This is a genomic window from Paenibacillus sp. NRS-1760 (assembly GCF_050467785.1).
GTDB lineage: Bacteria > Bacillota > Bacilli > Paenibacillales > Paenibacillaceae > Pristimantibacillus.
Genome location: NZ_JBITPK010000011.1, coordinates 63,953 through 77,891, shown reverse-complemented (window position 1 = coordinate 77,891; position 13,939 = coordinate 63,953). Strand labels below are relative to the sequence as shown.

The following is a 13,939-nucleotide window of genomic DNA, read 5'->3' as shown; positions in this document are numbered from 1 at the left end:
ACAAATGACACGAATTTATGAGGGACATTTAGTATCAGAAGGTTTAAAATATGGAGTAGTAGTAGGACGTTTTAACGAGTTTATTTCAAGCAAGCTGCTTGGAGGCGCACTTGATGCTTTCAAACGTCATGGCGCACAGGATTCAGATGTTGAGGTAGCATGGGTGCCGGGAGCGTTTGAAATTCCTTTAATCGCGCAAAAAATGGCAGAAAGCGGAAAGTATGATGCTGTCATTACGCTAGGCGCTGTTATTCGTGGTTCAACACCGCATTTCGATTTTGTTTGCAACGAAGCAGCAAAGGGTGTTGCGGCAATCGCTTTGAAAACAGGCATTCCGACTATTTTTGGTGTATTGACTGTTGATTCGATTGAACAGGCCATTGAGCGTGCAGGTACAAAAGCAGGCAACAAAGGTTATGAGGCTGCTACAAGCGCAATTGAAATGGCGAACCTAACCAAACAATTGCAAGGCTAAGCAGCGAAGATAAGGCTAGGCGGGAGGAAATGTAAGTGTCAGTGCTTTATAAGCTGGATTCTTTTGAGGGGCCGCTGGATCTGCTGCTTCACTTGATCGACAAGGCGGAGATCGATATCCATGAGGTGTCTATCAGTGAGATTACAATTCAATATATGGATTATCTTCATGCGATGAAAGAGCTCGAGCTTGAGGTCACGAGTGAATTTTTAGTTATGGCGGCAACCCTTTTGGCGATAAAGAGCAAGCAGCTACTTCCAAAGCCGCCTGTATTTGAAGAAGACTATGAGGATTGGCCGGATGACGGATTGGATCCACGCGATGAGCTCATCCAGAAGCTCGTAGAATACCGGAAATTCAAACAAATAGCTGAGCAGCTGCGCGAGAAGGAATTCGAGCGCAGCCTTGTCTATTCAAGGGAACCTGAGGATATGACGCCATTTTTGAAAGAAGAGATTGTTAATCCGGTGGAGGGTCTTCACTTGTCGGATTTGATTACTGCCTTTCAAAAGGCGCTGCGCCGCGCATCAAGGCGTAATGTCGTTGCTACCATTCATCGAGACGAGATTTCCGTTAAAGATCGAATACGGGACATTGTCGAGGTGCTCAAGCAATTCGAAACGGTTCGTTTTTCACGGCTTATTCGCGAGAACATGGACAGGCATGAAATCGTGGTTACTTTTCTAGCCATTCTGGAATTAATGAAAATGAAACATATTCGTTGTTTTCAGCATCAGTTATTTGACGACATCGTCATTCATTGGAGAGGAGAGTCGTCGCAAATTGGATTATCCGAAGTTGAAGACAATTATTGAGGGCCTGCTGTTTATGGCAGGTGATGAAGGCCTTACGAAGCGGCAGCTAGCTGATATTTTGGAGCTGGATGCCGAGCTCGCTTCCGATTTGGTTTATGATTTGCAGCGCGATTTGGAGCGCGAGGGGCGAGGTATTCAAATCGCAGAGGTGGCAGCCTCCTATCGGCTGACGACGCATTTGGAGCATGCGCCTTATTTTGAGCGTATGGCATACACACCTACGAGATCGCAGCTGTCACAAGCTGCATTAGAAACGCTGTCCATCGTCGCATATCGCCAGCCGATAACAAGAATATCGATTGAAGAAATTCGCGGCGTAAAGAGCGACAGAGCGATTCAATCGCTTGTATCAAAGGATTTAATCGAAGAGGTTGGCCGCGCCGAGCAGATTGGCAGACCTATTTTGTACGGAACAACGAAATCATTTTTAGATTATTTTGGATTGCCGTCCATAAAAGAATTGCCAGAACCAGGCAGCGTTGATATCGATGATGCCTTGGAGGAACAAACTCAGCTGCTATTCGAGAGATTAGATGGCACGCAGATGACAATTGAAGAAATAAAAGAATGAGATTTGGCCGCCGGGTCATACTATATTCAACCCATATTAGGGAAACGGAGGAAGCATCATGATGCTCGGTTACCCCTACGGTTGGATGACGGCGGTCGGTCTCTTTTTTTTGCTCATTTTGGTCGTCTGCCTCACTTCGCAGGTCGAATTAAGAGGCCATCTGAGGAGAATAGATCAAAACGATGATTTTGAGTTGAATATTAAGGCCTTATTTGGAATCCTCAGATACCGCTTTAAAGTGCCGATTATTCAGTTCACAGGAACCTCCATCCAACTTAAGGAACAGGTTTCAAAAAAGAATGTGGCCGTTGACACTTGGAAACAATATAACGAGGACATTGACGCAGAAAAAATAGCGCATCTAATGGAAAGAACAAAACATTTGTTACAAATGACGAAAAACTTAACGGGTTGGGTTAGAAAATCGCTAACGAAGGTCCGTCTTTTAGAATGGAACTGGTCCACATCAGTAGGAACCGGTGACGCAATGTGGACGGCTATGGCGACTGGATTTGTTTGGTCTATAAAAACATCGATCATTGGCGTATTGTCCCAAATGGTTAAACTCAAAACGGAGCCGAAAATGATGGTTCAGCCTATTTATCAACGATCTGCTTTTACAACGGAATGGTCATGCATAGCTCAAATCCGCTTCGGTTATGCTATTCTTGCCGGACTGCAGCTTTTAGTTCGGATGAGGAAATTGAAAGGAGGCGTCAAGGTATGGCAGAACATCCTATTCAAGGCTTAATGCAAACCGCAATGGAAAATATTAAAGAGATGGTTGACGTCAATACTATTGTAGGCGACCCTGTCCAAACGCCGGATGGCAGCATTATTATGCCAATCTCCAAAGTAGGCTTTGGGTTTGTAGCAGGAGGCAGTGACATTCGATTAGATGATGCCGATCATAAGAACGGCTCTCAATCTGATGCACAGCATGCTTCCGTTTCGCTTCCATTCGGCGGCGGTAGCGGTGGCGGCGTGTCGATTACGCCAATTGCTTTTTTGGTCGTAGGAACACATGGGGTAAAAATTGTTCCGCTCGATAATCAAACACATCTGCTTGAGCGGGTAATTGACTCAGCTCCGCATGTATTTGATAAGCTGCAATCGATGATGAAGCAACCTTCGAGTACAGGTGTATATGCGGATACGTCTCAAACTGTGATCAGTGGACGTGTAGAAGCAAACGAACACAACTGATGACATAACTGCCCGAGAGGGCAGTTTTTCATTTTTGTTAGCTACTTCTCGTCTAGAGCCACATGTACAGGCATATACTGAAATACGCACACACAAGCTTTATCTACTATCGCTGCGGGAGGGGCAAGTATGAATATGAATTTCAAAAAACTGCAACGATTTATTGCAGTTGGAATGTTATCTGCTTTATTGGTTGGGACAAGCGTATTGCCCCCAATAAGCGCAAATCCAAGCAAGCTGTATACGAATGCCAAAGCATCGGCTCTAATTGATGTCGAGTCAGGAAGAGTTTTGTATAGCAGTGATGGCGATACCCCGATGCGAATAGCAAGCTTAACGAAAATCATGACAGCTATTGTTGCGATAGATCATGGGAAGCTGACTGATATGGTGAAGACAAGCAAACGAGCAGTTGGTAAAGAGGGTTCTTCGATTTATCTTCAGCTTGGCGAAGAAATGAGTTTGCATCATATGTTGTATGGTCTGATGCTCAGGTCCGGCAACGATGCGGCAACGGCAATCGCGGAGCATGTTGGAGGATCGGAGGAAGGTTTTGTTCATTTAATGAATGAGAAAGCGACCTTTCTAGGTTTGAAACATACGCAATTTAAAAATCCGCATGGGCTGGATGATGATGAGCATTATTCCACAGCTAATGATTTGGCCAAGCTGACTGCATATGCTTTGAAAAATGATGTATTTGCAGAAATCGTAAGCACGCGTGTAAAAAAAGTGCCCAATCCGCATGAGAAATGGGAGTACAGCTATACGAACAAAAATAAAATGCTAACGATGTACGAAGGTGCTGACGGAGTAAAAACGGGGTATACCAAAAAATCATTGCGCTGCTTAGTTAGCTCCGCCACTAGGAATGGTCAACAGCTTGCTGCAGTGACGATAAATGACAGCGATGATTGGGCAGATCACCGAAAAATGCTCGATTGGGGTTTTGGTCATTATCCGCTTCAAGAGATAGCTGTTAAAGGGCAGCAAATTTCTGGTTATCCTTATGCTGTTGGACAATCTTTTAAATACCCGCTGGAAGAGCAGGAAATGGGAAACGTTCAATCACGTCTTGTGCTGCTTGAAGCGGGAACTACACGATATTTGTTAGGAGAACGCGGATTTCTGGAATGGTATTTAAACGAGCAGCAAATTGGTGCTGTTCCTGTGTATGATCCTAACAGCAGTAGGCTTCAACTTTCAATGACATCGCAAAAATCATTACAATCGCTGGCTGATTTTCAGAAAACAAAAAAGCTGGATCAGCGCGGGCCGTTGTTTGGCTCTTTTATCAAAGTATTAGATGCATTATTTGAACATTAGCAATTAATTCGCGCGGGAGACGCTGATTGATTGCAAAACAGTATAGGTGCGTAGAGGGGGAGGCGACCTAAATGGTTAACTGGATTTGGTTGTTTTTCATCGTAGCGAGTGTTGTAGTGGCTGCGATAACAGGTAAGATGGATGCGGTAACGCAAGCAGCTTTTGAAGGAGCCAAGTCGGGTGTCACCGTGAGCTTCGGATTAATTAGTATCATGGTGTTTTGGCTTGGCATGATGCGAATAGCGGAGGATGCAGGGCTGTTGCTTACACTTGCTAGAATGCTCGGGCCTGTGGTGCGCAAGCTTTTTCCTGACGTTCCTCCCAATCACCCAGCTCTCGGTTATATAATGAGTAATTTAAGCGCTAATCTCTTTGGGTTAGGAAATGCAGCCACGCCAATGGGAATAAAAGCGATGCAGGAGCTTCAGAAGCTTAATCCTGATCCTGCTACAGCAACTCCAGCCATGTGCACGCTGCTTGCGCTAAATACATCCAGCATTACGATCATTCCCACCACGCTTATTGCCATTCGAATGAATTATGGTTCAGCTAACCCTGCTGAAATTATCGGTACAACGCTTGCAGCGACATTTGTTGCTACTACGGCTGCAATACTTGCCGACCGCTGGTATCGAAGAAAATCACCGCCACCCATAGCTCCATCACCGCCTAGACCTGAGAATAAGAAGTCTGCTTTACCAGCTTCCGGAGGTGAGGCAATTGTATAATATTTTTACAAGCTTATCCGCTTGGATGATTCCTGCCATTATCGTATTTATTCCGCTTTATGCAGCTTTAAGACGCAAAGTGCCTGTCTATGAAACGTTTGTTGAAGGGGCCAAGGATGGCTTCGGAACAGCGATTAATATCATTCCTCATTTGGTTGGCATGATGGTTGCTATCAGTATGTTTCGCTCATCTGGAGCCTTGGAATTGCTGCTTTCTACAGTTCGACCTCTCTTTGATTGGGTTGGTATTCCAAGCGAGGTGCTGCCTCTCGGGATTTTGCGGCCTTTGACTGGCGCAGGCTCGTTAGCCTTCACGACTGACCTCATTCAAAACTTTGGCCCGGATTCTATGATTGGCAGAATTGCATCCACGATTCAAGGCAGCACGGATACAACCTTGTATGTGCTTACTGTATATTTTGGAGCGATTGGAATAAGAAAGTCACGTTATGCGTTAAAAGTTGGTTTATTTTCCGATATAGTAGGTTTTTTCGCAGCAATTTTCATTTGCTTATACATATTCGGCTAGTGAAGCTTGTACTTTCTCCTTCATATCGTTATGATGGAGATTGAGGTGAAAGCATTGGAACGTTTACAGAAAATATTAGCAGCAGCGGGAATCGCATCCCGTCGCAAATGTGAAGAAATGATTTTGGCAGGAATGGTTGAAGTTAATGGTGAGAAGGTTACAACGCTAGGCGTTAAGGCTGATCCAGCGGTTGATGCAATTACGGTTAACGGCAAGCCGATTCGGAGCGAGAAGAAGCTCTATCTCATGCTTAACAAATCCAAGGGAGTCATAACTAGCGCCAAAGATCCACAAGGCCGCAAAGTGGTTTCTGATTTTTTGCCAGGTATTAAAGAGCGAGTATATCCGGTCGGTCGATTGGATTATGATACGGAAGGACTTCTTATCCTAACGAATGATGGCGAATTCGCTAATTTGTTAACACATCCAAGTCATCATGTTCCCAAAACATACCGTGCGACCGTTAAGGGCGTTCCTCATGGAACGGCATTGGAGCAATTGCAAAAAGGGATTAAGCTAGAGGATGGAATGACCGCACCTGCAGAAGTGGAATATCATGATGTAGATACGGACGGAAATGAAGCAACGATTACAATTACGATTTTTGAAGGCCGGAACCGCCAGGTTCGCCGGATGTTTGAAGCTATTGGACATAAGGTGATCAGGCTGAAGAGAATTCGTTTTGGCGAGGTTGGACTTGAAAACCTAGGCAGAGGAAAGTATCGTCATCTCACGCCTCAGGAAATTAAAGAATTGCTTGCGATAGCGCAAAGCAAGACACATAAAGTTCATAAAAAGTAATCGACGGCGGCAGTAATTGCCGTCGACTTTTCGTTATAATGGTAATATTCGTGGCTGCATAGAAAGAAGCTGGTGGTGAAAAACAATTATGGGAAAATCGCGCAAGACGGTACAAATTGTCATTTTGATTGCCGTCTTGATCATAGGTGGGTACGCAATTGGATCTACCTTATTTGACGCGGATGACAAAGGTCCTTTAAAGGAAGGCGGGAAGCCGCCTGCATTTGAGCTTGTTGATTTAGAGGGTAATCCTAGACAACTGTCTGATTATGAGGGGAAAGCTGTCGTCATTAATTTCTGGGGCACATTCTGTCCACCGTGCGTGAAGGAAATGCCGGAGTTTGAACGACAGTACGCGAAATGGAAGGATCAAGGCCTTGTGATTTTGGCTATAAATTTAAGCGAGGACACGTTGACCGTAAACAATTTTGTCCGTCGCTTTGATTTGAACTATCCGATTCTGCGCGATGTAAATCGCAAAACAGAACGCAGCTATGGTCTAAAGTCATACCCTACTACTTTTTTCATTAATCCAAATGGGACGATTATGGAAATAAAAGTAGGAGGCATGACGGAAGAGGAAATTGATGAACGGATTGAACGGCTTCTTCAGCTGTAGGAGGTATTATTGTGTTAGTGGTTGAAAACACAAAATGTGAGTGCGGTCATCAAAATTCGATAGGCACCGTGCTATGTGAAAGCTGCGGCAAACCGCTTTTGAACGAAACGGTTTCCGATTTACCGTTAGAAATGCGTTACGATGGTGTTGCTCGTCGATCGCAAAAAAGCAATCCCAATTATATCGATAAAATATGGAATTTTTTCTCGTCAGTCAAAATTGCGATTTATTTGATCGTCATTACCTTTTTGACTGCGATGCTTGGAACAATTTATCCACAGGAAAACACATTCATAAATAACTTGGATCCATCCGTGTATTATGAAGAAACTTATGGATTTCTTGGCAAAATGTATTATTTGCTAGGATTATCGCATACGTACGAATCCTGGTGGTTCATTGGCTTGCTTGTGATGATTGGCACCTCACTTGTTATTTGCAGCTTGGATCGTGTGCTCCCGCTTTATCGTGCGCTAAGCAAGCAGCAAATTCGTAAGCATCTGCAGTTTATCCATCGTCAGAAGACGGTATTTAAATATCAGATTGAAGGCGATGAGGAAAAATGGGTTGAAAATTTCGGCATGCAGCTGAAACGCAAAGGTTATCGCATTCATCGAGATGGCTCTGCGCTGCTTGCGGAGAAAAACCGTTTTAGCCGCTGGGGACCCTATATCAACCACATCGGCCTTATCTTGTTTCTTTTAGCCATATTGGCAAGAAGCATTCCGAGCTGGCAAATGGATAGCTACATAATGGTTCCTGATGGGGATACGGTCCAAATAGCGAATACGAATTATTTTGTAAAAAACGAAAAGTTTACTGTAGAGTATTATAAAGACGAAGAATTGCCGGACAAGCTTAAAGGAATAAGCCGTGCAAAGCTTTTTGAGACAAAAGCGGTTCTTTATGAATGCGTTAGCAACTGCAGTGACCAAACAAAGAAACCAGAGCTTAAAGAAGTAGAGCGGCATAATATTATCGTCAACGAGCCGCTAAAGTACAAAGGATTAAAGCTGTATCAATTTGATTATGATACGACGCCTCGCTTGAACGCTGTGCATCCCATTCTCATAGATAAAGCGACGGGAGAGAAATATGGTCCGTTCGATCTTCCAATGAAGGATTCAGCGCTGCAGCATAAGCTCGGGCCATACACCCTTGATTTATATGCGAATTACATGGAATTTGCAATCGGCGACAATGGCGAGCCAACGACTTTATCACGTGAGCCGATTGCTCCGGCGTTCGTATACACGGTTAAAGGTCCGGGGCTTGATCCAAAAGGCGAGCCGTATATGTATTTCCCAATGCAAAAGGATAAAGTTAAATTTTCGCAGGATGCCATTAATCACGGTATTGCGGATAAGATAGAAATTCGAGTGGACGGCATGGAAAATGTAGATTTCTCTGAAGCATCCACTTACTTGAACGTAAGGATGGACAGGGCGCTGCCATATGTTTGGGTTGGTGCAGTGTTCTCCATGCTCGGCTTGCTGATGGGATCCTATTGGCAGCACCGCCGAATTTGGCTGCGAGTGGACAATGGAGAGCTTTCATTGGGCGCTCATACGAATAAAAACTGGTACGGTATGCGCTCAGATGTAGCGGGAGCCCTTAAAAAAATAGGGATAACCGTAGATCCGAAGTCGCTAGATAACGGAGGGAACAACGCGTGAGCTTAGTCGATTTTAGCAGCGACGCATTTATTGTCGCATTTTTCCTGTATTGCTTCGCATTTATGTTTTATGTCATTGCCATTGCGGGTAAGAAATGGAGCAATCGTGATCCTTTGCAGCATGAGAAGCGTTGGGGACGAATTGCATTCATTACTTCGAGTCTTGGTCTTGCATCGCATTTGACCTTCTTCTTTACAAGATGGGCGGGAAGCGGTCAAATTCCAACGAGCAATATGTATGAATTCATGACTTTCCTAGGAATGGCAATCATGATTGCATTTACGATTGTCTTCAGTATTTACAGAAAACCGCTGCTGGGCATGTTCTCATTGCCGCTAACTGTAATTATTGTTGCGTATGCATCTGTGTTTCCGCAAGAGGTACAGCCGCTAATACCGGCTCTGAACAACTACTGGCTAAAAGTACATGTAACGACTGCCGCTCTAGGCGAAGCATTTTTTGCCGTTGGTTTTGCTGCTGGCCTCATGTATTTGCTAAGAGTGGTTGATTTCAAAAGCAAAACAAAAGAAGCAAAAAGATCGCAGTTCTGGGTCGAGTTCTCTTTATATACGATTATTCTAATTGTAGGTTTTATCGTTGCTGTATTCGCGTTCCGCGGAATGGGCTATGAAGCGAAATTTATTCAAGAAACATCTACTATTGATGCCAAGGGAATAGAGTCGACAACTTCGGAGACAGTAAATTATACACTGCCGCCAATTGTTAAACCTTATAACAGCCAGGTGGTCGAATATGAATCATTCCTCGGTATGAGCAAGCCATTATTCGAAGCACCATCTTGGATGGAAGGCGCAAATTCAGGACGCAAGTTTAATACCGTTATATGGACGATTATTGCAGGCTCCTTGCTTTATGGCTTGCTGCGCTTAGTGTTCAGAAAGCCGCTCGGAGCGGTTATTCATCCTGTTATGGATGGCGTAGATCCAGAAGATTTGGATGAAATCAGCTACAGATCCATCGCAATTGGATTTCCGATCTTTACACTCGGTGCATTAATATTCGCGATGATATGGGCCAATATTGCATGGGGCCGTTTCTGGGGCTGGGACCCGAAAGAGGTTTGGGCTTTAATTACATGGCTGTACTACAGTGCGTATTTGCATTTCCGTTTATCGCGCGGCTGGCAGGGAAAACCTTCTGCATGGCTCGCTGTAATCGGCTTCGTGGTTGTACTATTTACGCTCGTTGGGGTTAACCTCGTCATTGCAGGTTTGCATTCCTATTCTGGTGTTTAGAACTTAGATTGAGAGGAGAATTGCCCTATGTCTGATTATTCAAGCCGTATTTTGGTCGTAGATGACGAAGAACGGATCCGTCGTTTGCTCAAAATGTATTTAGAGAAGGAAGGCTACACAATCGACGAGGCAGAAGACGGAGAAACTGCCCTAAGATTAGCTTCAAATACGGATTACGCGCTCATTCTGCTTGATGTGATGCTGCCAGGAATCGACGGCGTAGAAGTGTGCTCTCGTCTACGTCAAGTGAAGGCTACTCCTGTCATTATGCTAACGGCTAAAGGTGAAGAAATGAACCGTGTGCAAGGCTTTGAGGTTGGAGCGGACGATTATGTCGTCAAGCCTTTTAGTCCACGCGAGGTTATCTACCGAGTGAAGGCTATCTTGAGACGATCCTCGGCTACTGCGTTCTTAACAAAAGAAATTAATTCAAGCAATAACATCGTATTCCCACATTTGGTTATTGAGCATGATGCTCACCGTGTAACAGCTGGTGGACAAGAGGTAAGCTTAACGCCTAAAGAATATGAGCTGCTGCATTACTTGGCAGTATCGCCTGATAAAGTGTTCTCCCGTGAAGAGCTTTTGAAGGATGTATGGAACTATGAGTTTTTCGGTGACTTGCGGACTGTCGACACCCATGTAAAACGTTTGCGCGAGAAATTGAATAAAGTGTCTCCTGATGCGGCATCCATGATTACTACCGTATGGGGAGTCGGCTATAAGCTAGAGGTACCTAAGTAAATGAGCTTGTGGCATCGTTCGATTGGCAAATTATACCGCAGTGTAGTTGGAAAGCTCTGGGCGACAATCATGCTGCTTGTTGCTGTCGTATTGCTCATCGTTGGCGTATTTTTACTTCAATACGTTGACATATGGTTTAAAGAAAACAATACGCATCAGGTGAAAGTGCTATTTGTTGTAACAGCGATTATCGGATTTTTGTTATCAACATTTTTTGCTTTCTTCTTATCCAAAAAAATTCAACAGCCGCTGCTTCAATTAAAGGATGCAGCGGTATCGATTTCTCAAGGCAATTATACAACCCGAGTTCATATACGCTCCAGCGATGAGATCGGCGAGCTTGCAGATACGTTTAACCATATGACGGAGCAGCTGAACAAGCTGATTCATGACATCAATCATGAGAAAAACCATCTTGCGAGCATTTTGCGAAGCATGGGAGATTCAGTCATTACCTTCGACGCGGAAGGTAAAGTCATACTTACGAATCCAGTTGGTCATTTGCTAATCAATCAGTGGTCAGGAGTAGAGCTTGCTTGGCAAGAGGATGAGTCCGAGAGCTCGACTACATATTCCGAGGTTCCTATGCCGCTCCGCGAGTTGTTTCAAAGAGTGATGGAAGAGGGCAGGGATGTTACCGATAAGGTTCATGTTCTAAGTAGCGTGTGGTCAGTTGTAATGGCTCCGCTGCAGTCGAAGGATGTTATTCGCGGGGCTGTTGCCGTTATCCGTAACGTAACAGAGGAGCATAAGCTTGAGAAGCTGAGACGAGATTTTGTGGCTAATATCTCACATGAGATCAGGACGCCGCTATCGATGCTGCAAGGCTATAGTGAAGCATTGCTTGATGATATTGTCGTGTCTGAGGAAGATCGCAAGGAGCTGGTTCAAGTCATTTATGATGAATCACTGCGAATGGGTAGACTCGTAAATGATTTCCTGGATATCGCTAGAATGGAAGCCGGCCATGTCGATATGAACTTCCAAGAGATAGATCTCGCCCATGTCTTGAAGCGGGTACATCGGAAATTCCAGGTGTATGCGAAGGAGCGCGAGGTGAGGTTGGTCGCGGAACTGCCCAATGAGTCGCTGCTTGTAAAGGAAGCCGATGAGGATAGATTGGAGCAAGTATTGACTAATCTTCTCGACAACGCATTGCGGCATACGCCATCGGGCAAGTCGATTACTATTTCAGGTCAGCATGCAAATGTAAACGGAAGACAGTATGTGGAGCTTCGCGTCAGAGACGAGGGGCAGGGGATTCCAACCGAGGATGTGCCTTTTATATTCGAACGCTTCTATAAGGCAGATAAAGCGCGTAAACGCGGCTCATCAAGTGGAACGGGACTTGGACTTGCCATTGTAAAAAATCTGATCGATCTTCATCAGGGTCGAATTGTAGTCGAAAGCAGTGCGGGCACAGGCACATCGTTTACAATCTTACTTCCTGTCGAAGCTCATCAATAGTTGTCAAAGCGCTCCTGCTGGGGGCGCTTTTTTTGTAGAAAGCAGAAGATAATTCTTGTTGTTCGTGAAACAAAAGAAGAGCCTGCCGAATGAATCGGCAGGCTCTTCTCCTATATAGTAAACAAATTTATTTAAAAAAGTGTAATTTCTTTGGCTGTGTTTAGCTCAGGCATGCTTGTAAGCTGCTCAAGCACTTCCTTAGGTGTCGCTTTATCCACACGCAGAACCATGATTGCGGAGCCGCCAACAAGCTGACGACCTACTTGCATCGTTGCAATGTTAACGTCGTTGTTGCCCAGAAGCGTTCCAACTCGTCCGATAATTCCAGGCTTATCGTTATGCGAGATTAGAATTAGGTTTCCTTCAGGCGTCACATCAACTGGGAACTTGTCGATTTGAACAATACGAGGTCCGTAACCAGTTAGCAATGTGCCGGAAACAACACGTTCTTCTTTTTTCGTACGAAGGGATACAGTTACTAAGTTCGTAAAGTCTTTCGAAGCATGCGATTTTTGAACGACGATGTTTACATCGCGCACTTTCGCAAGGTGAAGGGAGTTAACCACATTAACCTGCTCTGCGCCAAGGTGATGCGCTAGAACGCCGCGAACGATATAACGAGTAAGTGGCTGCGTATCAACCTCTGCAAGCTCACCTGCGTAACCAACCACGATTTCTGTAACAGCACCCTCAGTAGATTGTGCAATAAAGTTGCCAAGCTTCTCGCCAAGCGTAAAGTACGGCTGAAGAATGCTTTGCAGGTTTGCCGGAATCGGAGGCATGTTAACTGCATTGATAAATGGCTCGCTGCGGAGAATATGAAGAACTTGCTCCGAAACGTCGATCGCAACATTTTCTTGTGCTTCAACAGTCGAAGCGCCAAGATGCGGAGTCACGATAATTTTTGGATGTGTCAAGAAAGGATGGTCATTAGCAGGAGGCTCCACTTCGAACACGTCGAATGCGGCGCCAGCGACAATACCAGCATCCACTGCATCAACCAAAGCAATCTCATCGATGATGCCGCCGCGAGCGCAGTTTACAATACGCATGCCGGGCTTCATCACTTCAAATTGAGCTTTGCCGATCATATGGCGAGTTTCAGGCGTTAAAGGTGTATGTACAGTCATGAAGTCTGCACCTCTAACAATTTCATCCACGCTAGCAAGCTTCACGCCGATTTTTGTGGCTCTTTCTTCTGTCATAAACGGGTCATAACCCAAAATATCCATGCCGAAGGCTTTTGCGCGTTTGGCAACTTCGCTGCCGATACGTCCCATACCGAGTACGCCTAGCGTTTTGCCGCGAAGCTCAACGCCTAGGAAGGATTTGCGATCCCATGTTCCATTTACTGTTTTCATGTACGCTTGTGGAATATGACGGGCTACCGCCATCATCATAGCAAATGTATGCTCACAAGTTGTAATGGTGTTGCCATCTGGTGCATTGATTACGATGATACCGCGCTGAGTTGCTGCGTCTAGGTCAATATTATCGACGCCAACACCTGCACGGCCAACTACTTTAAGCTGTTTGCCAGCTTCCATAATTTTTGCTGTTACGCGGGTTTGGCTGCGTACTAGCAACGCATCGTATTCACCAATAATTGCAACTAATTCGTCTTCGCTGAGTCCAGGTTTTTTGTCGACTGCGACATCTGACGCATCAACAAGCTGCTGAATGCCCAAATCGCTGATTGGATCGGAAACTAACACTTTAAACATGT

The 13,939-nt window shown here is 44.9% G+C and carries 15 protein-coding genes; 14 read left to right on the top strand and 1 reads right to left on the bottom strand.

All coding sequences use genetic code 11. The annotated features are described in order from the left end of the window. The first annotated feature begins 4 nt into the window (after positions 1-4). From ribH to ACIFSR_RS14070, 14 genes are all read left to right on the top strand, one after another. The gene (ribH, locus tag ACIFSR_RS14135; protein WP_053376708.1) at positions 5-475 is read left to right on the top strand and encodes a 6,7-dimethyl-8-ribityllumazine synthase; all 471 of its coding nucleotides are present in this window, start codon (positions 5-7) and stop codon (positions 473-475) included. Between the two features lie 35 nt (positions 476-510). Continuing rightward, complete coding sequence (locus tag ACIFSR_RS14130) at positions 511-1,290, top strand: segregation and condensation protein A (RefSeq protein WP_339203315.1); 780 nt, start codon at positions 511-513, stop codon at positions 1,288-1,290. Beyond that, complete coding sequence (scpB, locus tag ACIFSR_RS14125) at positions 1,259-1,861, top strand: SMC-Scp complex subunit ScpB (RefSeq protein WP_076271382.1); 603 nt, start codon at positions 1,259-1,261, stop codon at positions 1,859-1,861. The genes ACIFSR_RS14130 and scpB overlap by 32 nt, the downstream gene beginning before the upstream one ends. 58 nt (positions 1,862-1,919) lie before the next feature. After that, positions 1,920-2,612, top strand: coding sequence for a DUF2953 domain-containing protein (locus ACIFSR_RS14120; RefSeq protein ID WP_339203312.1), 693 nt, complete (start codon positions 1,920-1,922; stop codon positions 2,610-2,612). Further along, positions 2,585-3,067 carry a GerW family sporulation protein gene (ytfJ, locus tag ACIFSR_RS14115; protein WP_339203310.1) on the top strand — a complete coding sequence of 161 codons (483 nt, stop codon included), beginning with the start codon at positions 2,585-2,587 and terminating at the stop codon, positions 3,065-3,067. The genes ACIFSR_RS14120 and ytfJ overlap by 28 nt, the downstream gene beginning before the upstream one ends. A 129-nt stretch (positions 3,068-3,196) precedes the next feature. Next, entirely contained in the window at positions 3,197-4,393 is a 1,197-nt protein-coding gene (locus tag ACIFSR_RS14110; RefSeq protein ID WP_430057903.1) for a D-alanyl-D-alanine carboxypeptidase family protein, read from the top strand. A gap of 71 nt (positions 4,394-4,464) precedes the next feature. Further along, a complete protein-coding gene (locus tag ACIFSR_RS14105) occupies positions 4,465-5,121 on the top strand; it encodes a nucleoside recognition domain-containing protein (protein ID WP_430057902.1) in 657 nt (218 codons plus the stop codon). A 25-nt stretch (positions 5,122-5,146) separates the two neighbouring features. Continuing rightward, on the top strand, positions 5,147-5,650 hold the full coding sequence (locus ACIFSR_RS14100) for a spore maturation protein (protein ID WP_179089938.1): 504 nt from the start codon (positions 5,147-5,149) through the stop codon (positions 5,648-5,650). Between the two features lie 54 nt (positions 5,651-5,704). After that, complete coding sequence (locus tag ACIFSR_RS14095; protein WP_054026970.1) at positions 5,705-6,451, top strand: pseudouridine synthase; 747 nt, start codon at positions 5,705-5,707, stop codon at positions 6,449-6,451. A gap of 88 nt (positions 6,452-6,539) precedes the next feature. After that, complete coding sequence (locus ACIFSR_RS14090; RefSeq protein WP_339203307.1) at positions 6,540-7,070, top strand: redoxin domain-containing protein; 531 nt, start codon at positions 6,540-6,542, stop codon at positions 7,068-7,070. 17 nt (positions 7,071-7,087) lie between these two features. Next, complete coding sequence (gene resB / locus ACIFSR_RS14085; protein WP_430058056.1) at positions 7,088-8,746, top strand: cytochrome c biogenesis protein ResB; 1,659 nt, start codon at positions 7,088-7,090, stop codon at positions 8,744-8,746. Continuing rightward, a complete protein-coding gene (gene ccsA / locus ACIFSR_RS14080) occupies positions 8,743-10,002 on the top strand; it encodes a cytochrome c biogenesis protein CcsA (RefSeq protein WP_339203306.1) in 1,260 nt (419 codons plus the stop codon). Before resB ends, ccsA begins: the two co-directional genes overlap by 4 nt. Positions 10,003-10,029: 27 nt before the next feature. Next, positions 10,030-10,746: a response regulator transcription factor gene (locus ACIFSR_RS14075; protein WP_053376699.1), complete on the top strand. Its 717-nt coding sequence runs from the start codon at positions 10,030-10,032 to the stop codon at positions 10,744-10,746. Beyond that, on the top strand, positions 10,747-12,213 hold the full coding sequence (locus ACIFSR_RS14070) for an ATP-binding protein (RefSeq protein ID WP_430057900.1): 1,467 nt from the start codon (positions 10,747-10,749) through the stop codon (positions 12,211-12,213). Between the two features lie 131 nt (positions 12,214-12,344). On the opposite strand, the gene serA is transcribed toward ACIFSR_RS14070, so the two are convergent. Next, the gene (serA, locus tag ACIFSR_RS14065) at positions 12,345-13,937 is read right to left on the bottom strand and encodes a phosphoglycerate dehydrogenase (RefSeq protein ID WP_076271374.1); all 1,593 of its coding nucleotides are present in this window, start codon (positions 13,935-13,937) and stop codon (positions 12,345-12,347) included. Positions 13,938-13,939: the final 2 nt, after the last annotated feature.

What these genes read in the sequence shown, in the direction of transcription:
- ribH (WP_053376708.1), top strand. Translation starts at nt 5, where the DNA reads ATGACACGAATTTATGAGGGACATTTAGTATCAGAAGGTTTAAAATAT.
- ACIFSR_RS14120 (WP_339203312.1), top strand. Translation starts at nt 1,920, where the DNA reads ATGATGCTCGGTTACCCCTACGGTTGGATGACGGCGGTCGGTCTCTTT.
- ytfJ (WP_339203310.1), top strand. Translation starts at nt 2,585, where the DNA reads ATGGCAGAACATCCTATTCAAGGCTTAATGCAAACCGCAATGGAAAAT.
- ACIFSR_RS14110 (WP_430057903.1), top strand. Translation starts at nt 3,197, where the DNA reads ATGAATATGAATTTCAAAAAACTGCAACGATTTATTGCAGTTGGAATG.
- ACIFSR_RS14105 (WP_430057902.1), top strand. Translation starts at nt 4,465, where the DNA reads ATGGTTAACTGGATTTGGTTGTTTTTCATCGTAGCGAGTGTTGTAGTG.
- ACIFSR_RS14100 (WP_179089938.1), top strand. Translation starts at nt 5,147, where the DNA reads ATGATTCCTGCCATTATCGTATTTATTCCGCTTTATGCAGCTTTAAGA.
- ACIFSR_RS14090 (WP_339203307.1), top strand. Translation starts at nt 6,540, where the DNA reads ATGGGAAAATCGCGCAAGACGGTACAAATTGTCATTTTGATTGCCGTC.
- ACIFSR_RS14075 (WP_053376699.1), top strand. Translation starts at nt 10,030, where the DNA reads ATGTCTGATTATTCAAGCCGTATTTTGGTCGTAGATGACGAAGAACGG.
- ACIFSR_RS14070 (WP_430057900.1), top strand. Translation starts at nt 10,747, where the DNA reads ATGAGCTTGTGGCATCGTTCGATTGGCAAATTATACCGCAGTGTAGTT.
- serA (WP_076271374.1), bottom strand. Translation starts at nt 13,937, where the DNA reads ATGTTTAAAGTGTTAGTTTCCGATCCAATCAGCGATTTGGGCATTCAG.